At 58.7% G+C, this 18,033-nt stretch carries 20 protein-coding genes; 15 read left to right on the forward strand and 5 right to left on the reverse strand.

What is annotated here, in order from left to right; all coding sequences use genetic code 11:
• Positions 1-3: 3 nt before the first annotated feature.
• Complete coding sequence (locus LIY36_RS06220) at positions 4-255, reverse strand: DUF1654 domain-containing protein (RefSeq protein WP_192296823.1); 252 nt, start codon at positions 253-255, stop codon at positions 4-6.
• Positions 256-426: 171 nt separating this feature from the next.
• Entirely contained in the window at positions 427-1,515 is a 1,089-nt protein-coding gene (locus LIY36_RS06225) for an asparaginase (protein WP_226455120.1), read from the reverse strand.
• 484 nt (positions 1,516-1,999) lie between these two features.
• Between LIY36_RS06225 and LIY36_RS06230 the strand changes: the two genes are divergently transcribed.
• The 7 genes from LIY36_RS06230 to LIY36_RS06260 are packed head-to-tail and all read left to right on the forward strand — an operon-like array spanning position 2,000 to position 8,967.
• Entirely contained in the window at positions 2,000-2,959 is a 960-nt protein-coding gene (locus LIY36_RS06230) for a sugar ABC transporter substrate-binding protein (RefSeq protein WP_226455121.1), read from the forward strand.
• Between the two features lie 57 nt (positions 2,960-3,016).
• Entirely contained in the window at positions 3,017-4,570 is a 1,554-nt protein-coding gene (locus LIY36_RS06235; protein ID WP_226455122.1) for a sugar ABC transporter ATP-binding protein, read from the forward strand.
• A complete protein-coding gene (locus LIY36_RS06240) occupies positions 4,567-5,544 on the forward strand; it encodes an ABC transporter permease (RefSeq protein WP_226455123.1) in 978 nt (325 codons plus the stop codon). Before LIY36_RS06235 ends, LIY36_RS06240 begins: the two co-directional genes overlap by 4 nt.
• Positions 5,545-5,547: 3 nt before the next feature.
• Positions 5,548-6,570, forward strand: coding sequence for a LacI family DNA-binding transcriptional regulator (locus LIY36_RS06245; RefSeq protein WP_192296818.1), 1,023 nt, complete (start codon positions 5,548-5,550; stop codon positions 6,568-6,570).
• A 23-nt stretch (positions 6,571-6,593) separates the two neighbouring features.
• Entirely contained in the window at positions 6,594-7,511 is a 918-nt protein-coding gene (gene rbsK / locus LIY36_RS06250; protein ID WP_226455124.1) for a ribokinase, read from the forward strand.
• A complete protein-coding gene (rbsD, locus tag LIY36_RS06255; RefSeq protein ID WP_192296816.1) occupies positions 7,508-7,912 on the forward strand; it encodes a D-ribose pyranase in 405 nt (134 codons plus the stop codon). The genes rbsK and rbsD overlap by 4 nt, the downstream gene beginning before the upstream one ends.
• 26 nt (positions 7,913-7,938) lie before the next feature.
• On the forward strand, positions 7,939-8,967 hold the full coding sequence (locus tag LIY36_RS06260) for a nucleoside hydrolase (RefSeq protein WP_192296815.1): 1,029 nt from the start codon (positions 7,939-7,941) through the stop codon (positions 8,965-8,967).
• An 18-nt stretch (positions 8,968-8,985) separates the two neighbouring features.
• On the opposite strand, the gene LIY36_RS06265 is transcribed toward LIY36_RS06260, so the two are convergent.
• Positions 8,986-9,198 carry a hypothetical protein gene (locus LIY36_RS06265; protein ID WP_192296814.1) on the reverse strand — a complete coding sequence of 71 codons (213 nt, stop codon included), beginning with the start codon at positions 9,196-9,198 and terminating at the stop codon, positions 8,986-8,988.
• A 155-nt stretch (positions 9,199-9,353) separates the two neighbouring features.
• Here LIY36_RS06265 and LIY36_RS06270 point away from each other — a divergent pair, with 155 nt between their 5' ends.
• Entirely contained in the window at positions 9,354-9,662 is a 309-nt protein-coding gene (locus LIY36_RS06270; RefSeq protein WP_192296813.1) for a hypothetical protein, read from the forward strand.
• Positions 9,663-9,806: 144 nt separating this feature from the next.
• A complete protein-coding gene (locus tag LIY36_RS06275; RefSeq protein ID WP_192296812.1) occupies positions 9,807-10,127 on the forward strand; it encodes an I78 family peptidase inhibitor in 321 nt (106 codons plus the stop codon).
• A gap of 73 nt (positions 10,128-10,200) precedes the next feature.
• On the opposite strand, the gene LIY36_RS06280 is transcribed toward LIY36_RS06275, so the two are convergent.
• Together LIY36_RS06280 and LIY36_RS06285 are read right to left on the reverse strand one after the other, a co-directional pair.
• The gene (locus LIY36_RS06280) at positions 10,201-10,413 is read right to left on the reverse strand and encodes a cold-shock protein (protein ID WP_003234260.1); all 213 of its coding nucleotides are present in this window, start codon (positions 10,411-10,413) and stop codon (positions 10,201-10,203) included.
• Positions 10,414-10,702: 289 nt separating this feature from the next.
• Positions 10,703-11,017, reverse strand: coding sequence for a hypothetical protein (locus tag LIY36_RS06285; protein WP_192296811.1), 315 nt, complete (start codon positions 11,015-11,017; stop codon positions 10,703-10,705).
• A gap of 366 nt (positions 11,018-11,383) precedes the next feature.
• Here LIY36_RS06285 and thrS point away from each other — a divergent pair, with 366 nt between their 5' ends.
• From thrS to pheT, 6 genes are all read left to right on the forward strand, one after another.
• Positions 11,384-13,306 carry a threonine--tRNA ligase gene (gene thrS, locus LIY36_RS06290; RefSeq protein ID WP_192296810.1) on the forward strand — a complete coding sequence of 641 codons (1,923 nt, stop codon included), beginning with the start codon at positions 11,384-11,386 and terminating at the stop codon, positions 13,304-13,306.
• The gene (gene infC / locus LIY36_RS06295; RefSeq protein ID WP_169850653.1) at positions 13,306-13,857 is read left to right on the forward strand and encodes a translation initiation factor IF-3; all 552 of its coding nucleotides are present in this window, start codon (positions 13,306-13,308) and stop codon (positions 13,855-13,857) included. Before thrS ends, infC begins: the two co-directional genes overlap by 1 nt.
• A gap of 60 nt (positions 13,858-13,917) precedes the next feature.
• Complete coding sequence (rpmI, locus tag LIY36_RS06300) at positions 13,918-14,112, forward strand: 50S ribosomal protein L35 (protein ID WP_002553160.1); 195 nt, start codon at positions 13,918-13,920, stop codon at positions 14,110-14,112.
• A 30-nt stretch (positions 14,113-14,142) separates the two neighbouring features.
• Positions 14,143-14,499: a 50S ribosomal protein L20 gene (rplT, locus tag LIY36_RS06305; RefSeq protein WP_003174975.1), complete on the forward strand. Its 357-nt coding sequence runs from the start codon at positions 14,143-14,145 to the stop codon at positions 14,497-14,499.
• 109 nt (positions 14,500-14,608) lie between these two features.
• Positions 14,609-15,625: a phenylalanine--tRNA ligase subunit alpha gene (pheS, locus tag LIY36_RS06310; RefSeq protein ID WP_017737822.1), complete on the forward strand. Its 1,017-nt coding sequence runs from the start codon at positions 14,609-14,611 to the stop codon at positions 15,623-15,625.
• 26 nt (positions 15,626-15,651) lie between these two features.
• On the forward strand, positions 15,652-18,030 hold the full coding sequence (pheT, locus tag LIY36_RS06315; protein ID WP_226455125.1) for a phenylalanine--tRNA ligase subunit beta: 2,379 nt from the start codon (positions 15,652-15,654) through the stop codon (positions 18,028-18,030).
• The last annotated feature ends 3 nt before the right edge of the window (positions 18,031-18,033 follow it).

Genomic DNA, 18,033 nt, shown 5'->3' on the forward strand with positions numbered 1-18,033 from the left:
GAATCAATCTTCCTTCGGCACAACCCAGAAAATCTGCACACCACCATCATCCCGGTAGGCGAGGGTGACGTTATCGTTCTCTGCGATTTCCTCGAGCAGGCGCTGCCACTCGTCTTCCGGCTCATCCGGTAGGCGGAAGATCAAGGCTGCCTTCGCTTTCTGGGCATTGGTCGAATTGATGATCTTTTGCACACGCGTCGCCAGGCGTGTGTAGGCATCAGGTGGAGTTGACGCTGCGGAAGAAGACTTTGCCACGGAAGATTCCTTGATAAGCTGTACGTGCATACAGTATTTAACTGTGCGCAATTTCGCAACTGCTTAAAACTCAGGAAGCCTGATTGACGTCGATAAAGGTGGTTTGGCGCAGGGGGCATTGCGGGGGGAGGCAGGGGCGGTAAACCACCCCTGCCGGTCAATCACCAGGAATCAATATTCCCAGAACATCCGTTGCAGCTCTTTGCTGTCCTGGGTCTTGGTCAGGGCGACCATCGCGAGGATGCGGGCTTTTTGCGGGTTCAGGTCATGGGCGACTACCCAGTCGTATTTGTCGTCAGGTTGTTCGGCATTGCGCAGAACGAAACCGCCGGCATTCACGTGGGAAGAACGAATGATCTGTACGCCTTGTTTACGCAGTTCCTGCAGGGCAGGGACAACCTTGGATGACACCGAGCCATTGCCGGTGCCGGCGTGGATGATGGCTTTGGCGCCAGCCTGGGCCAGCGCCTTGTAGGCGGTGTCGCTCACGTTGCCGTAGCCATAGGCGATTTCAACGTCGGGCAGGCTCTTGATGTTCTTGATGTCAAATTCCGAATCCATGGTGTGGCGCTTGGCTGGCAGGCGGAACCAGTAGGATTTGCCTTCAACCACCATGCCCAGCGGGCCCCATGGGCTCTTGAAGGCTTCGGTCTTGATATTGATCATCTTGCTCACGTCGCGACCCGACTGGATCTCGTCGTTCATGGTCACCAGTACGCCTTTGCCGCGTGCTTCTTTGCTGCCGGCAACGGCCACGGCGTTGTACAGGTTGAGCATGCCGTCCGCCGACATGGCGGTACCTGGGCGCATCGAGCCGACCACAATGATCGGCTTGTCGGTTTTTTCCACAAGGTTCAGAAAGTAGGCGGTCTCTTCGAGGGTGTCGGTACCGTGGGTGATCACGATACCGTCCACATCCTTGCTATCGGCCAATTCGGCAACACGGCGGCCCAGTTGCAGCAGGTTGTCGTTGTTGATGCTCTCGGACGCAATCTGCATCACTTGTTCGCCACGCACATTGGCGACTTGGCTAAGCTCAGGAACACCGGCGATCAGTTGTTCGATACCGACCTTGGCTGCCTGGTACGTGGCACTGTTGGCCGCGCTGGCGCCAGCGCCGGCGATGGTGCCGCCGGTGGCGAGGATCACCACGTTGGACAGTTTGGTCTTGGTTTCAGCTTCCTTTGCCTGGGCGGCAACGGGGAACAGCAGCAGTAGGGCCAACGCGCCCGGAACAATGTTCTTCAATGCAGATTTCATTATTTTTCTCTCTGGTTTGTGATGAGTGCTGGTGCAGGTTCATCTAGAGCGCTCGGGCGGTTCTGAACGCCGCGAGGTTCAGGGGAACAGCAGGATCTGTACCAGCCTGGACAAGTTTGTGTTCATAAAATAAAGCGTTGATTTTTAAGGGTTTGGTTTGAATTTTTAAGCGACTCGGACGATCTGCTGTCCGGCTTTCCGAACAGCTGGACGTTATCGCGTTCGGTTGTCCGAAAAAATGATCGGATCTTCCTTGGGCGTGTATGACTTCAGCCCAAAGGCCTGTCGTTTTAGAGAACGACCGAGCGCTGGCGATGTTTAAGGACGTGGCGTGAAGGTGGGGGGGTCAGAGGGCCAGGATGAAAGGCTGCGGGATACCGTTGACAAATCTCGACAAGGTTCTCATAGTTTCAATAACGCAAACGTTTGCGAGATGTTTCCATGCAGGCGTTGCTCACAATAATCATAAGATCGGAGTGAACCCATGAAGCTGCCATTCGCTGGACGTCTTCTTGCTGTCGCTGTGCTGGCTGCCGCATCCGCCGCCTTACCTCTTTCCTCTGCATTTGCCGATGACGCCGCCGCCAAACCCAAGGTCGGCCTGGTCATGAAATCACTCGCCAACGAATTCTTTGTCACCATGCAAGACGGTGCCAAGACATATCAGAAAGAACACGCCGCCGATTTCGACATGATCACCAACGGGATCAAGAACGAAACCGATACCAGCGCGCAGATCGATATCGTCAACCAGATGATCCTCGCCAAGGTGAATGCGATCGTGATCGCCCCTGCCGACTCCAAGGCACTGGTCACTGTGCTGAAGAAAGCCTCGGATGCCGGTATCAAGGTCGTCAATATCGATAACCGCCTTGATCCGGACGTGCTCAAAAGCAAGCACCTCGACATCCCGTTTGTAGGCCCCGACAACCGCAAAGGCTCCAAGCTGGTGGGGGACTACCTGGCCAAGCATCTGGCAGCGGGTGACAAGGTCGGCATCATTGAAGGTGTGCCGACCACCACCAACGCCCAGCAGCGCACCGCGGGCTTCAAGGATGCGATGGACGCGGCCGGCATGAAGATCGTTTCTACCCAATCCGGTAACTGGGAAATCGATCAGGGCAACAAGATCGCCGCCGCGATGCTCAGCGAAACGCCAGACCTCAAGGCCTTGTTGGCCGGTAACGACAACATGGCCCTGGGCGCGGTCTCCGCTGTTCGCGCAGCCGGCAAGGCTGGCAAAGTACTGGTCGTAGGCTACGACAACATCGAAGCCATCAAGCCGATGCTGCAAGACGGCCGCGTCCTGGCGACCGCCGACCAGGCTGCTGCCCAGCAAGCCGTGTTTGGCATCCAGAACGCACTCAAGCTGGTCAAGGGTGAAAAGGTCGATGCCAAAGACGGCGTGATCGAAACCCCGGTCGAACTCGTCATCAAGCAGTAATCCTGGCAGCACCCAACAGCGCCCGTTCGTCCTGGACGGGCGCCTGGAGATTTTCCTATGTCATCTTCCGCCCCGAACGCTGTCCTCTCGGTCAGCGGTATCGGTAAGACCTATGCCCAGCCGGTTCTGTCCGACATCACCCTGACGCTCAATCGCGGAGAAGTACTGGCGCTGACCGGAGAAAACGGCGCAGGCAAAAGCACCTTGTCGAAGATTATCGGCGGGTTGGTCACGCCGACCACCGGGCATATGCAATTCAATGGTCAGGACTACCGTCCGGGCAGTCGTACCCAGGCTGAAGGGCTGGGGGTGCGCATGGTCATGCAGGAACTCAACCTGCTGCCGACGCTGACCGTCGCCGAAAACCTGTTTCTGGATAACCTGCCCAGCCACTGTGGCTGGATCAGCCGCAAGCAACTGCGCAAGGCCGCGATTGAGGCCATGGCCCAGGTCGGCCTGGACGCGATCGACCCGGACACCCTGGTCGGCAGCCTGGGTATCGGCCATCAACAAATGGTCGAGATCGCGCGCAACCTCATCGGCGACTGCCACGTGCTGATCCTCGATGAACCGACGGCCATGCTGACCGCCCGTGAAGTCGAGATGCTGTTCGAGCAAATCACCCGCCTGCAGGCTCGGGGCGTGGCGATCATTTATATTTCGCATCGGTTGGAAGAGCTCGCCCGTGTCGCCCAGCGCATTGCGGTGCTGCGTGACGGCAAGCTGGTGTGCGTCGAGCCAATGGCCAACTACAACAGCGAGCAATTGGTGACCTTGATGGTCGGTCGCGAGCTGGGCGAGCACATCGACCTGGGCCCGCGCACCATCGGCGATCCGGCCCTGACGGTAAAAGGCCTGACTCGCTCGGACAAGGTTCGCGACGTGTCCTTTGAAGTGCGCGCAGGCGAGATCTACGGCATCTCCGGCCTGATCGGCGCCGGTCGTACCGAGCTGTTGCGCCTGATCTTCGGTGCCGACCTGGCCGACAGCGGCACCGTGGCGCTCGGCTCGCCAGCCCGGGTAGTGAGCATTCGTTCGCCGGTGGACGCAGTGGACCATGGCATTGCGCTGATCACCGAGGACCGCAAGGGTGAAGGCCTGCTGCTGACCCAGTCCATCAGCGCCAACATAGCCTTGGGCAACATGCCGGAAATTTCCGGCGGTGGGGTGGTCAACAGCCGCAACGAAACGGCCTTGGCCAAGCGCCAGATCGATGCCATGCGCATCCGCAGTTCCAGTCCGGCGCAGTTGGTCTCTGAACTGTCCGGCGGTAACCAGCAGAAGGTGGTGATTGGCCGCTGGCTGGAGCGCGACTGCTCGGTGATGCTGTTCGATGAGCCGACCCGTGGCATCGACGTAGGTGCCAAATTCGACATTTATGCCTTGCTTGGTGAACTGACGCGCCAAGGCAAAGCGCTGGTGGTGGTGTCCAGCGACCTGCGCGAACTCATGCTGATCTGCGATCGCATCGGGGTGTTGTCCGCCGGGCGCTTGATCGAGACCTTCGAGCGCGACAGCTGGACCCAGGACGAATTGCTTGCCGCCGCCTTTGCCGGCTATCAGAAACGTGACGCGCTGCTGAACGACGCAGCGCTTAGGGATACCCCATGAAAACCACAATTTCCCCGGGCAAAACCGGCGGCAACTTCTACGGCCTGGGTACTTACCTGGGGCTGGCTGGCGCGTTGCTGGCAATGATTGCGCTGTTCTCGGTACTCAGCGATCACTTCCTGTCCTACGACACCTTCAGTACCCTGGCCAACCAGATCCCGGACCTCATGGTGCTGGCAGTCGGCATGACTTTCATCCTGATCATCGGCGGCATCGATTTGTCGGTGGGCTCGGTGTTGGCATTGGCGGCGTCGGCGGTCAGCGTGGCGATCCTTGGCTGGGGCTGGAGCGTCTTCCCCGCCGCCATACTCGGTATGGGCTGCGCCGCACTGGCGGGCACCATCACCGGTTCTATCACCGTGGCCTGGCGTATTCCGTCGTTTATCGTGTCCCTTGGCGTGCTGGAAATGGCCCGTGGCGTGGCGTACCAAATGACCGGTTCGCGTACCGCCTACATCGGCGACTCGTTTGCCTGGCTGTCCAACCCAGTGGCCTTTGGCATTTCACCGTCGTTCATCATTGCGCTGCTGGTGATCATCGTCGCCCAACTGGTGTTGACCCGTACGGTGTTTGGTCGCTACCTGATCGGTATCGGCACCAACGAAGAAGCGGTGCGCCTGGCCGGGATCAATCCCAAGCCCTACAAAATCCTGGTGTTCAGCCTCATGGGCCTGTTGGCCGGTGTGGCGGCGCTGTTCCAGATATCGCGTCTGGAAGCGGCGGACCCGAATGCTGGTTCTGGCCTTGAACTGCAAGTGATTGCGGCGGTGGTTATCGGTGGCACCAGCCTGATGGGCGGTCGCGGTTCGGTAATCAGTACCTTTTTTGGTGTGTTGATTATTTCGGTACTGGCCGCCGGTTTGGCGCAGATCGGTGCTACGGAGCCGACCAAGCGCATCATCACCGGTGCCGTGATCGTGATTGCGGTGGTCCTGGATACCTACCGCAGCCAGCGCGCCAGTCGGCGGGGCTGACCCATGGCAACGATCAAGGATGTGGCCGCGCTTGCAGGTATTTCCTACACCACGGTGTCCCATGTGGTGAACAAGACGCGCCCGGTCAGTGAGCCGGTGCGCATCAAGGTGGAAGCGGCGATCAAGCAACTCGACTACGTGCCTAGCGCCGTTGCGCGTTCGCTCAAGGCCAAGACCACTGCCACCATCGGCCTGCTGGTGCCCAACAGTCTCAACCCGTATTTCGCGGAGTTGGCCAGGGGCATCGAGGATTACTGCGAGCGTAACGGCTATTGCGTGATCCTGTGCAATTCCGACGACAACGCGGAAAAACAGCGTAACTATTTACGGGTGTTGCTGGAAAAGCGCATCGACGGCCTGATCGTGACGTCGGTGGGCGGCGACGACAGCGGCCTGGCCGCTGGCTTGAGCGCAGTACGCACGCCTATGGTGATTGTCGACCGGGCGCTGGACGGCATTGATGTCGATCTGGTGCGCATCGATCACGAACAGGGCGCTTACCTGGCGACTCGGCACCTGCTTGAGTTGGGTCATCGGGACATCGCCTGCATCGGCGGCCCTGCGCACACCCGCGTCGCGCAGATGCGCCTGGCAGGCTACCACCGCGCGTTGCGTGAGGCAGGCGTGGACGTGGCGCCCGACCGTACCCAGGAAAGTGATTTCACCAGCACCGGTGGTTATGCCGCTGCCGTGCAATTGCTGGCGCAAAACCCGCCCAGCGCGATTTTCGCCAGCAACGATATGATCGGTTTCGGCGTGTTGCGTGCAGCTGCCGAGCGTAATATCCGTGTGCCGGGCGAGCTGTCGGTGATCGGTTTCGATGACATTCAAATGGGCCGCTACGTGTACCCGGCGCTGACCACGGTCGGGCAGTCGATCGTGCAACTGGGCGAGACGGCGGCCGAGCTTTTATTGCGACGAATTGCAACACCCCAACTGCCGATCGATCAACGCATCGTGACGCCGAGCATTGTGTTGCGCGAGTCCACGGCGCCCGTCGCCGGTGTGTTTGCCCAATACCGCTGAACCGAATTGATGAGTACTGATGTATGTCCGCAAACGTAGTGGTAATAGGCAGCTTGAACATGGACTTGGTCACCCGGGCCAGCCGGCTGCCCCGTGCCGGTGAAACCTTGATCGGCCAGACATTCTCCACAGTGCCCGGCGGCAAGGGCGCCAACCAGGCAGTGGCGTCGGCGCGGCTGGGCGCGCAGGTGGCGATGGTTGGTTGTGTTGGCAGCGATGCCTACGGCAGCGAGTTGCGTGATGCGTTGCTGGTCGAAGGCATCGATTGCCAGGCCGTCAGTACCGTGGAAGGCTCCAGCGGCGTGGCGTTGATCGTGGTGGATGACAGCAGCCAGAACGCCATCGTGATCGTCGCCGGCAGCAACGGCGCGCTGACACCCGACTCATTGCAGGCGTTTGACGCTGTGCTGCAGGCTGCCGACGTGATCGTCTGCCAGCTGGAGGTGCCGATGGACACGATCGGGCGTGCCCTGCAGCGTGGCCGTGAGCTGGGCAAGACCGTGATCCTCAACCCGGCGCCGGCCAGCGGCCCGCTGCCTGCCGAATGGTACGCCTCGATCGATTACCTGATCCCGAATGAAAGCGAAGCCACGGCGTTGAGCGGCGTGACGGTCGACTCCCTCGACAGTGCCAAGCTGGCCGCTACGCATTTGATCAAGGCGGGTGCCGGTAAAGTCATCATCACTCTGGGTGCCCAAGGTGCGTTGTTCGCCGACGGCCAGGGGTTTGAGCATTTGCTCGCGCCTAAGGTCAGGGCGGTGGATACCACGGCGGCCGGCGATACCTTTGTCGGTGGTTTTGCCGCCGCGCTGGCCAACGGCAAAAGCGAAGCCCAAGCCATCCGTTTCGGCCAGGTTGCCGCCGCGCTGTCGGTGACCCGTGCCGGTGCGCAACCCTCCATTCCCACGCTGCGCGACGTACAAGGTTTTGTACCCTCATGAAAAAGACGCCACTGCTTAATATCGCCTTGTCGCGCGTGATCGCCTCCCTGGGCCATGGCGACATTCTGGTCATCGGTGATGCGGGGTTGCCCGTGCCGCCGGGTGTCGAGTTGATCGACCTCGCGTTGACCCAGGGCATTCCTGATTTCATCAGCACGTTGCGTGTGGTGCTCAGTGAAATGCAGGTGGAAAGTCATGTGTTGGCGCAAGAAATCCTGCTCAAGCAACCGCCGGCGCTGGCGGATCTCAATACGCTCAATGGGCAGGCGGCGCTCGGTGAGCGGCGTCTGCTCAGCCATGAAGCGTTCAAGCAGCTCAGCCGTCAGGCGCGTGCCGTGGTGCGTACCGGCGAGTGCCAGCCGTATTGCAATATCGCGCTGGTGTCCGGCGTAACGTTCTAGCGTGTCCCAACAACAAGGAGTGTTTTATGCAACGTGGTCTTCCAACCCTGAGAAATCTGTTTCGGAGTGTTCTGCTCTTGTCCGCACTCACTGCAGCAAGCGCCCAAGCGGCGGAAAAGATCGACCTGATCATTGATACCGATCCCGGCGCCGACGATGTGGTGGCCTTGCTGTTCGCATTGGCTTCCCCGGAGGAATTGCAGATCCGTGCGCTGACCACCGTCGCCGGCAACGTGCGCCTGGACAAGACCTCACGCAATGCGCGCCTGGCCCGCGAGTGGGCAGGGCGCGAGGACGTTCCGGTCTATGCCGGTGCGCCGAAGCCGCTGCTGCGCACGCCGATCTATGCCGAGAACATCCATGGCAAGGAAGGTATCTCCGGGGTCACCGTGCACGAGCCGAAAAAAGGCCTGGCTGAAGGCAACGCCGTTGATTACCTGATCAAGACCCTGAGTACCGCCAAGCCCCACAGCATCACCATCGCCATGCTCGGCCCGCAGACCAACCTGGCACTGGCACTGACCCAGGCCCCGGAAATCACCCAGGGCATCAAGGAAGTGGTGGTGATGGGCGGCGCGCACTTCAACGGCGGCAATATCACGCCGGTGGCCGAATTCAACCTGTTTGCCGACCCGGCAGCAGCGGAGATTGTGCTCAAAAGTGGCGTGAAGTTGACCTACCTGCCGCTGGACGTGACCCACAAGGTGCTTACCAGTGAAGCGCGCCTGAAGAAGATTGCCGACCTGAACAGCAATGCCAGCAAGGTCGTCAGCAATATTCTCAACGAGTACGTCAAAGGTGACATGGAGCATTACGGCATCCCGGGTGGCCCGGTGCATGACGCCACGGTCATTGCCTATCTGCTCAAGCCTTCGTTGTTCAGTGGTCGTCAGGCCAACATGGTGGTGGACAGCCGCGAAGGCCCGACTTTCGGCCAGACCATCGTCGATTGGTACGATGGCCTGAAGCAGGAAAAGAATGTGTTCTGGGTTGAAAACGGTGATGCCCAGGGCTTCTTTGATCTGCTGACCGAGCGCCTGGCGCGCCTGAAATAACGCTTTCGGCGGTGTTGCTTACTCGCGCTCGGGGTCGTGTGCCCCCTTGTGATCGGCTGGGTATTTTTCGAATACCTGGCCGATGAACGCCTGCGCCGCCTGGGTGCCCAGCTCCTTGACCAACAGGTCGATGCCGATGATTGCCAATTCTTCCGGGCTTCCGGGGCTATAGGAGCTCTGTCCCAGGGGCCACTTGGCTTTGATGTCGGCTTGGAGCGTTACGGTGGTCATGGAAATCTCACGGGGCTGAAGTGCGGGGCGGCGCGCTGGAACGCGGCTTTTACGCGGGCAGTTAAGCATTTTGCGCCGCGTTTGGCACTGCTACTTAGGCATGAGGCAAGCGCTGTGCGACACTGCTCTCCTGTTTAATTGCCGGGGAACACCGCGTGCAGATCGATTTGAACAACCCCGAGAACCTGACACTGGCCGCTGTGCGCCAGTTGATTGCGAGTGCCAGTGACGACGAGCACACGCAGTTGCGGGTGACCAAGGCCGGTATTGCCTACATCTCCTCCGGCAGGGCCGTAGGTGGTGTGGAGATTGATGGTCTGTTGTTTCGCCTGGAGACCTGGGCCAAGGGGTCCGGATATGTCGGCAACGTGGCGGCCAGCGACGAGGTCTGGGTCACGCAGATTTTCAACGCCCTCAAGCAGAATTGGCCGAAACCGCCGTTTGACTACATCGACATATACTGACTGCGTTCATATTTGGTGACGATTGGCCTGGCGAATACCGCTTGAGAGTCAGGCAGACTTGCCCACCGGCGGTTTACGTCTTGAAACCAATCCGCCTCACAGCTGTCGCACGATCTCTGTCCATTTTTTTACATAGGAGGCTTCATGCCTTGGAAGCTCGCATCATTCGGTACTTTGTTGGCAGCACTCGCATTGGCGGGTTGCAGCACCCCGGGTGCCTCTGAGCCAGCCAAAGACGCCGCCGTGACCGATGCAGGTCATAGCCGCTGTGAGTCGAAGGCTGCCGAGTTCGCGATCGGCCAGAAAGCGTCTCCCCAGTTGCTGGAGCAGGCCCGTGCCCGCGCTGGTGCGCAGAACGCCCGGATTCTCAAGCCCAATGACATGATCACCCTGGAATACCGCTCCGACCGCCTGAACCTGAACACCGATGACAACCTGGTGATCACGCGCGTCAATTGTGGCTGATTGCTTCCAGCTTTTTGCAGCGCTCATAAAAAACCCCGTCACATGGACGGGGTTTTTTTAGCTCAGCGGAGAATTACTCGCCGCGAACCTGTGCAGCTTGCATACCCTTTTGGCCTTTCTCAGCCACGAAGGAAACGGTTTGGCCTTCTTTCAGGCTTTTGAAACCGTCGCTTTCGATAGCTTTGAAGTGTACGAACAGGTCGTCACCGCCACCTTGAGGAGTGATGAAGCCGAAGCCTTTTTCATCGTTGAACCATTTAACGGTGCCGGTTTGGCGATTAGACATGGTGTATCTCCAAGAAACATATATTTTCAGTAGTACTGTGCTGCTCAGGCCAACTGGGCACACTGGGCTATCATAGTCGAAATGTTCGGCTTGGGAGCCCCCCCAAGGCATTGTTTGCTAATCAATAGCGTTGCGTTTAGTGCTTTTTTCGACTGAAAGCCCCGATCTACGGGGCTTTCAGCCGAAATGTCAGCTGGTAAAAAAAGCCGTAAAAGCTGCGTAATTTGTATGAAATGGCTGTTTTTGGGCTGTTTTTTCGGCAAGACGACCGTCTGATCAGTGGTCGTTCTTACTTTTTCTTCACGACTTTGCAGGACGAAATCGCCGAGACCGCTTTGTTTTTGAGCTCGGGCTTGGCATCCGGGTTGCTCATCAACTCTTTGATTTCTGCCGTGGTCAATTCGGCATTGATCTTGTCGGCGCCGCATTCGCAATGGTCTTTGGCAGTTTTAGCGTCTACGTTCTGGCTGGCTGCAGCGCTGCAGTCTTTGACGAAGCTGTCGCGGGCGCCGGCCGGCCAGTTCGACGGGGCGGCTGCCTGTGCGCCAAGTGACAGGAGACTCAGGGAGGCGGCGAGAGCGAGGGTCGAGGTAAAACGCATCATGGGATGCTCCTTTGGGTCGGGGACAAACGGCAATTCTCAGGGGATTGGAGGTGGTGCGTACAGCTCAAGTTCCGTTTTGCAGCTATAAAGCCTGGAATTTGTCTTTACCAGGCCTGGCGTCGGCGCGATGACCGTTCATCTGTGCTAGCATCGGTGCCCTGGCTATTTCCAGGTGTGCCATTTGCCGCCTTGCCATGTTCTTTTTAGCTCACTCCAGTCACTCTGGTTCGATTATCGGTTGGCCGAAAGGCTCCTGCCGCTGTAAGGCAGGCGTTCATCACTGAACGGCCTGGTATTGGATCTTGTACTGGCTCATCCCAACCCACGTGACCTTTGGTAGGGGTCACCACTAGGAGAGGAGGCGCCATGCCAACTATTACTCTTCCCGACGGCAGTCAACGTTCATTCGATCATGCGGTTTCCGTAGCTGAGGTCGCCGCATCCATCGGTGCCGGCCTGGCCAAGGCCACCGTCGCCGGCAAAGTCGACGGCAAGCTGGTTGATGCCAGCGACCTGATCACCAGCGACGCCAGCCTGCAAATCATCACGCCCAAGGACCAAGAGGGGCTGGAGATCATTCGCCACTCTTGCGCGCACCTGATTGGCCACGCGGTCAAGCAGCTGTACCCGACGGCGAAAATGGTAATCGGCCCGGTCATCGACGAAGGCTTCTATTACGACATCGCCTATGAGCGTCCTTTCACTCCGGACGACCTGGCCGCTATCGAACAGCGCATGCATCAGCTGATCGAAAAAGATTACGACGTGATCAAGAAAGTCACGCCGCGCGCCGAAGTGATCGACGTGTTCACCGCCCGTGGCGAAGACTACAAGTTGCGTCTGGTGGAAGACATGCCGGACGAGCAGGCCATGGGCCTGTACTACCACGAAGAATACGTCGACATGTGCCGTGGCCCGCACGTGCCGAACACGCGTTTCCTCAAGTCGTTCAAGCTGACCAAGCTGTCCGGCGCCTACTGGCGTGGCGACGCGAAGAACGAGCAGCTGCAGCGGATCTACGGCACCGCCTGGGCTGACAAGAAGCAGCTGGCCGCTTACATCCAGCGCATCGAAGAAGCCGAAAAGCGTGACCATCGCAAGATCGGCAAGCGCCTGAACCTGTTCCACCTCCAGGAAGAAGCGCCGGGCATGGTGTTCTGGCACCCGAACGGCTGGACCCTGTATCAGGTGCTCGAGCAGTACATGCGCAAGGTGCAGCGCGACAATGGCTACCTGGAGATCAAGACTCCCCAGGTCGTTGACCGCAGCCTCTGGGAGAAATCCGGGCACTGGGCCAACTACGCCGACAATATGTTCACCACTCAGTCGGAAAACCGCGATTACGCCATCAAGCCAATGAACTGCCCTTGCCACGTGCAGGTGTTCAACCAGGGCCTGAAGAGCTATCGCGAGTTGCCGATGCGCCTGGCCGAGTTCGGTGCCTGCCACCGTAACGAGCCATCGGGTGCGCTGCACGGCATCATGCGCGTGCGTGGTTTTACTCAGGACGACGCCCACATCTTCTGCACCGAAGAGCAGATGCAGGCTGAATCCGCTGCGTTCATCAAGCTGACCATGGACGTTTACCGCGATTTCGGCTTTACCGAAGTCGAGATGAAGCTGTCCACTCGTCCGGAAAAACGCGTGGGTTCCGACGAGTTGTGGGATCGCGCCGAATCCGCACTGGCCGCAGCGCTAGACAGTGCGGGCCTTGCGTACGATCTGCAGCCTGGCGAGGGGGCCTTCTACGGTCCTAAGATCGAGTTCTCGCTGAAAGATTGTCTTGGTCGTGTCTGGCAATGTGGTACTTTGCAGCTCGATTTTAACCTGCCGATCCGTCTGGGAGCCGAATACGTCTCCGAAGACAACAGCCGTAAACACCCGGTTATGTTGCACCGGGCGATCCTCGGCTCGTTCGAGCGGTTCGTCGGGATCCTGATCGAGCACTACGAGGGTGCATTCCCTGCGTGGCTGGCGCCGACCCAGGCAGTGATCATGAATATCACTGATAAACAGGCAGATTTTGCCGCTGAAGTTGAAAAAACTCTCAACGAAAGCGGATTTCGTGCCAAGTCCGACTTGAGAAATGAAAAGATCGGCTTTAAAATCCGCGAGCATACTTTGCTCAAGGTTCCCTATCTTTTGGTTATCGGAGATCGGGAAGTCGAGATGCAGACTGTCGCTGTGCGTACTCGTGAAGGTGCTGACCTGGGCTCGATGCCCGTCGCCCAGTTCGCTGAGTTCCTCGCGCAAGCGGTTTCCCGGCGTGGTCGCCCAGATTCGGAGTAATTATTATTAAGCGTGAAATGAGACAAGATAAACGAGCTGCACCGAAAGCCCCGATCAACGAGAATATCTCGGCACGCGAGGTTCGGTTAATTGGCGCTGACGGCGAGCAGATTGGCATCGTCTCGATTGATGAAGCGCTTCGTATCGCTGAAGAGTCCAAATTGGACCTGGTGGAAATCTCCGCCGACGCAGTCCCGCCTGTTTGCCGGGTGATGGACTACGGCAAATCGATCTTCGAAAAGAAGAAGCAGATTGCTGCGGCGAAGAAGAACCAGAAGCAGATTCAAGTAAAAGAAATCAAGTTTCGTCCAGGGACGGAGGAAGGGGATTACCAGGTAAAACTGCGCAACCTGGTACGTTTCCTGAGTGATGGGGACAGGGCCAAGGTATCCTTGCGATTCCGCGGCCGTGAGATGGCCCACCAGGAGCTGGGTATGGAACTCCTCAAGCGGGTTGAAGCTGACCTGCTCGAGTACGGTTCCGTCGAACAGCATCCTAAGATGGAAGGACGCCAGCTGATCATGGTCATCGCCCCGAAAAAGAAGAAGTAATCAACAGGGCACGGCAGGCCTTCTGATTATGTTTATCAACTGAATGCGGAGTATCCGAACATGCCAAAGATGAAGACTAAAAGTGGTGCTGCTAAGCGGTTTCTGAAAACTGCTAACGGTATCAAGCACAAGCACGCTTTCAAGAGCCACATCCTGACCAAAATGTCGACCAAGCGTAAGCGTCAACTGCGCGGTAGCAGCTTGCTGCATCCGTCTGACGTGGCAAAAGTCGAGCGCATGCTGCGCCTTCGTTAATTTTTGGATCAAGAATAGAGGAAGTAACTCATGGCTCGTGTAAAGCGTGGCGTCATTGCCCGTAAACGTCACAAAAAAATTCTGAAACTTGCTAAAGGCTACTACGGCGCGCGTTCACGCGTATTCCGTGTTGCCAAGCAAGCGGTAATCAAGGCAGGCCAATACGCTTACCGTGACCGTCGTCAGAAAAAACGTCAGTTCCGCGCTCTGTGGATCGCTCGTATCAACGCTGGTGCACGTGTTAACGGTCTGTCCTACAGCCGTTTCATCGCTGGCCTGAAAAAAGCTTCCATCGAGATCGACCGTAAGGTTCTGGCCGAACTGGCAGTGAACGAAAAAGCGGTGTTTGCTGCGATTGTCGAGAAAGCTAAAGCCACTCTGGCTTAAGTACCCCCGACAATCACCCTGGGCTGCTCCTGTAGCCCAAGGTGGTAAACGTCTTAAATAGGGGAAGAGCCTTCAAGCTCTTCCCCTATTTTGTATCTGGAGTCTGTACATGGAAAACCTGGACGCGCTCGTCGCTCAAGCTCTTGAGGCTGTGCAAAGCGCTGAAGATATCAATGCCCTGGAGCAAATCCGGGTTCACTACCTTGGCAAAAAGGGTGAATTGACTCAGGTGATGAAGACCCTGGGGAATTTGCCGGCTGAAGAGCGTCCGCAAGTCGGTGCGCTGATCAACGTCGCCAAGGAGCGTGTCACAGAGGTGCTCAATGCGCGCAAAGCGACGATGGAGGAGGCTGATCTTGCGGCCAAACTCGCCGCCGAGTCCATTGACGTAACCTTGCCTGGCCGTGGCCAGGCCTCGGGCGGCCTGCATCCGATCACCCGGACTCTGGAACGTATCGAGCAGTTCTTCACCCACATTGGCTACGGCATTGCCGAAGGCCCTGAGGTCGAAGACGACTATCACAACTTCGAGGCGCTCAACATCCCAGGCCATCACCCGGCCCGGTCGATGCACGACACCTTCTATTTCAACGCGAACATGCTGTTGCGCACCCATACCTCGCCGGTACAGGTCCGCACCATGGAAGCGAACAAGCCGCCGATCCGCATCGTCTGCCCAGGCCGTGTGTACCGTAGCGACTCCGATATTACCCACTCGCCGATGTTCCACCAGGTCGAAGGCCTGCTGGTTGATCGCGACATCAATTTCGCCGACCTCAAAGGCACCATCGAAGAGTTCCTTCGTGTGTTCTTCGAGAAGGAGCTGGCGGTACGTTTCCGTCCATCGTTCTTCCCCTTCACCGAGCCATCCGCCGAAGTCGACATGGAGTGCGTGATGTGCAGCGGTAAAGGCTGCCGCGTCTGCAAACAGACCGGCTGGCTGGAAGTGATGGGCTGCGGCATGGTTCACCCCAACGTGCTGCGCATGTCCGGGATCGACCCGGAAGAGTTCTCGGGCTTTGCCTTCGGCATGGGCGTTGAGCGTCTGGCCATGCTGCGTTACGGCGTGAACGACTTGCGTCTGTTCTTCGACAACGACTTGCGGTTCCTCGCGCAATTTCGCTAGTCGTAACGAATCTTTAGGAGAGCAGGATGAAATTCAGTGAACAATGGCTGCGTGGCTGGGTAAACCCGCAGGTAGGTCGCGACGAGCTGGTTGCCCGTCTGTCGATGGCCGGTCTTGAGGTCGATAGCGTTACCCCGGCCGCCGGTGTTTTCAGTGGTGTGGTGGTGGGCGAGGTGCTGAGCACCGAGCAGCATCCGGATGCCGACAAATTGCGTGTGTGCCAGGTCAGCAATGGCGCGGAAACCTTCCAGGTCGTGTGCGGAGCGCCCAACGTGCGCCCGGGCCTGAAGATCCCGTTCGCCATGATCGGTGCCGAACTGCCGGGCGATTTCAAGATCAAGAAGGCCAAGCTGCGTGGCGTCGAGTCCAACGGCATGCTGTGCTCCCAGGCCGAACTGCAAGTAGGCGAGGGCAACGATGGCCTGATGGAACTGCCGGCCGACGCGCCAGTGGGTCAGGACATTCGCGTTTACCTGGAACTGGAAGACGCAAGCATCGAGGTCGACCTGACCCCGAACCGTGGCGACTGCCTGTCCCTGGCCGGTCTGGCCCGTGAAGTGGGCGCGTTGTACAACGTCCCAGTCACGCGTCCAACCGTCGCCGCTGTGCCAGCGGTACACGATGAAGTGCGCGCGATTGAAGTGCTGGCGCCAAACGCCTGCCCGCGTTACCTGGGTCGTGTGATCCGTAACGTCGACCTGTCCAAGCCGACCCCACTGTGGATGGTTGAGCGTTTGCGTCGCGCCGATGTGCGCAGCATCGACGCTGCCGTCGACATCACCAACTACGTGATGCTCGAGCTGGGCCAGCCGCTGCACGCCTTCGATCTCGCCGAGATCAACGGCGGCATCCGCGTACGTATGGCGGAAGAAGGCGAGAAGCTGGTACTGCTTGACGGCCAGGAAGTCAGCCTGCGTGCCGACACCCTGGTCATCGCCGACCACTCCCGCGCTCTGGCGATTGCCGGCGTGATGGGTGGCGAGCACAGCGGTGTGTCCGCGACCACACGTGACGTCTTTCTTGAAAGTGCGTTCTTCGACCAGATCGCCATCGCGGGCAAGGCGCGTTCCTACGGCCTTCACACCGATGCCTCGCACCGTTACGAGCGTGGTGTGGACTGGAAGCTGGCCCGTGAAGCCATGGAGCGCGCCACTGGCCTGCTGCTGGAAATCACTGGCGGCGAAGCCGGCCCGATCACCGAAACCGTCAACGAACAGTACCTGCCGTCCGTTGCGCCGATCACCCTGCGGGCCAAAAGCGTTGAGCAAATGCTTGGCCTGGTGATCGAGCCGGCTGAAATCGAGCAACTGCTGTCGGCCCTGGGCCTGGCGATCTCCGCGAGTGGGGAAGGGCAGTGGCACGTTGAAGTGCCAAGTCATCGTTTCGACATCAGCCTCGAGGTCGACCTGATCGAAGAGTTGGCCCGCCTGTACGGCTACAACCGCCTGCCGGTTCGTTACCCACAAGCGCGCCTGGCACCACAACCCAAGGCCGAGGCGCGCGCGCACCTGCCTGAGTTGCGTCGTCTGCTGGTTGCCCGTGGTTATCAGGAAGCGGTGACCTACAGCTTCATCGATCCGAAGCAGTTCGAGCTGTTCAACCCAGGCGTCGAGCCGCTGTTGCTGGCCAATCCGATTTCCAACGACATGGCTGCCATGCGTTCGTCCCTGTGGCCAGGCCTGGTGAAAGCACTTTCCCACAACCTGAACCGTCAGCAAGATCGCGTGCGCATGTTCGAAAGCGGCCTGCGTTTCGTCGGCCAACTGGATGGTTTGAAGCAAGAGCCGATGCTGGCTGGCGTGGTGTGCGGTAGCCGCCTGCCGGAAGGCTGGGCGCAGGGCCGCGATGCCGTGGACTTCTTCGACGTCAAGGCTGATGTCGAAGCGGTACTGGGCTTTGCTGGTGCGCTGGATGCATTCAGCTTTGTACCCGGCAGCCACCCGGCGTTGCACCCAGGCCAGACAGCGCGCATCGAGCGTGAAGGTCGTTTGGTTGGTTTCATCGGTGCCATTCACCCTGAATTGTCGAAAACCCTCGGTCTTGATCGCCCGGTCTTCGTCTTCGAACTGGTCCTGGCGGAAGTTGCCGCGGGCAAGATGCCGAAGTTCAGCGAGCTGTCGCGCTTCCCTGAAGTGCGCCGCGACCTGGCGCTGATCGCCGACCGTGAAGTGGCCGCCACTGCTGTCCTGGATGTAATCCGTGAAAATGCAGGGGAATGGCTGACAGACCTCAGGCTATTTGACGTCTATCAGGGTAAAGGTATTGATCCGCATAGAAAAAGCCTTGCAGTTGGCTTGACCTGGCAGCATCCATCGCGCACTCTTAATGACGATGAGGTGAATACCACGACACAAAATATCCTCACCTCGCTCGAACAAAGGTTGAACGCCACGTTAAGGAAGTGACGT

The sequence above is a fragment of the Pseudomonas sp. AF03-9 genome (genome assembly GCF_020515815.1).
GTDB lineage: Bacteria > Pseudomonadota > Gammaproteobacteria > Pseudomonadales > Pseudomonadaceae > Aquipseudomonas.

Coding starts and splice junctions, on each gene's coding strand:
- LIY36_RS06225 (WP_226455120.1), bottom strand. CDS start 1,515: ATGAAATCTGCATTGAAGAACATTGTTCCGGGCGCGTTGGCCCTACTG.
- LIY36_RS06230 (WP_226455121.1), top strand. CDS start 2,000: ATGAAGCTGCCATTCGCTGGACGTCTTCTTGCTGTCGCTGTGCTGGCT.
- LIY36_RS06235 (WP_226455122.1), top strand. CDS start 3,017: ATGTCATCTTCCGCCCCGAACGCTGTCCTCTCGGTCAGCGGTATCGGT.
- LIY36_RS06240 (WP_226455123.1), top strand. CDS start 4,567: ATGAAAACCACAATTTCCCCGGGCAAAACCGGCGGCAACTTCTACGGC.
- LIY36_RS06245 (WP_192296818.1), top strand. CDS start 5,548: ATGGCAACGATCAAGGATGTGGCCGCGCTTGCAGGTATTTCCTACACC.
- rbsK (WP_226455124.1), top strand. CDS start 6,594: ATGTCCGCAAACGTAGTGGTAATAGGCAGCTTGAACATGGACTTGGTC.
- rbsD (WP_192296816.1), top strand. CDS start 7,508: ATGAAAAAGACGCCACTGCTTAATATCGCCTTGTCGCGCGTGATCGCC.
- LIY36_RS06260 (WP_192296815.1), top strand. CDS start 7,939: ATGCAACGTGGTCTTCCAACCCTGAGAAATCTGTTTCGGAGTGTTCTG.
- LIY36_RS06265 (WP_192296814.1), bottom strand. CDS start 9,198: ATGACCACCGTAACGCTCCAAGCCGACATCAAAGCCAAGTGGCCCCTG.
- LIY36_RS06275 (WP_192296812.1), top strand. CDS start 9,807: ATGCCTTGGAAGCTCGCATCATTCGGTACTTTGTTGGCAGCACTCGCA.
- LIY36_RS06280 (WP_003234260.1), bottom strand. CDS start 10,413: ATGTCTAATCGCCAAACCGGCACCGTTAAATGGTTCAACGATGAAAAA.
- LIY36_RS06285 (WP_192296811.1), bottom strand. CDS start 11,017: ATGATGCGTTTTACCTCGACCCTCGCTCTCGCCGCCTCCCTGAGTCTC.
- thrS (WP_192296810.1), top strand. CDS start 11,384: ATGCCAACTATTACTCTTCCCGACGGCAGTCAACGTTCATTCGATCAT.
- rpmI (WP_002553160.1), top strand. CDS start 13,918: ATGCCAAAGATGAAGACTAAAAGTGGTGCTGCTAAGCGGTTTCTGAAA.
- rplT (WP_003174975.1), top strand. CDS start 14,143: ATGGCTCGTGTAAAGCGTGGCGTCATTGCCCGTAAACGTCACAAAAAA.
- pheS (WP_017737822.1), top strand. CDS start 14,609: ATGGAAAACCTGGACGCGCTCGTCGCTCAAGCTCTTGAGGCTGTGCAA.
- pheT (WP_226455125.1), top strand. CDS start 15,652: ATGAAATTCAGTGAACAATGGCTGCGTGGCTGGGTAAACCCGCAGGTA.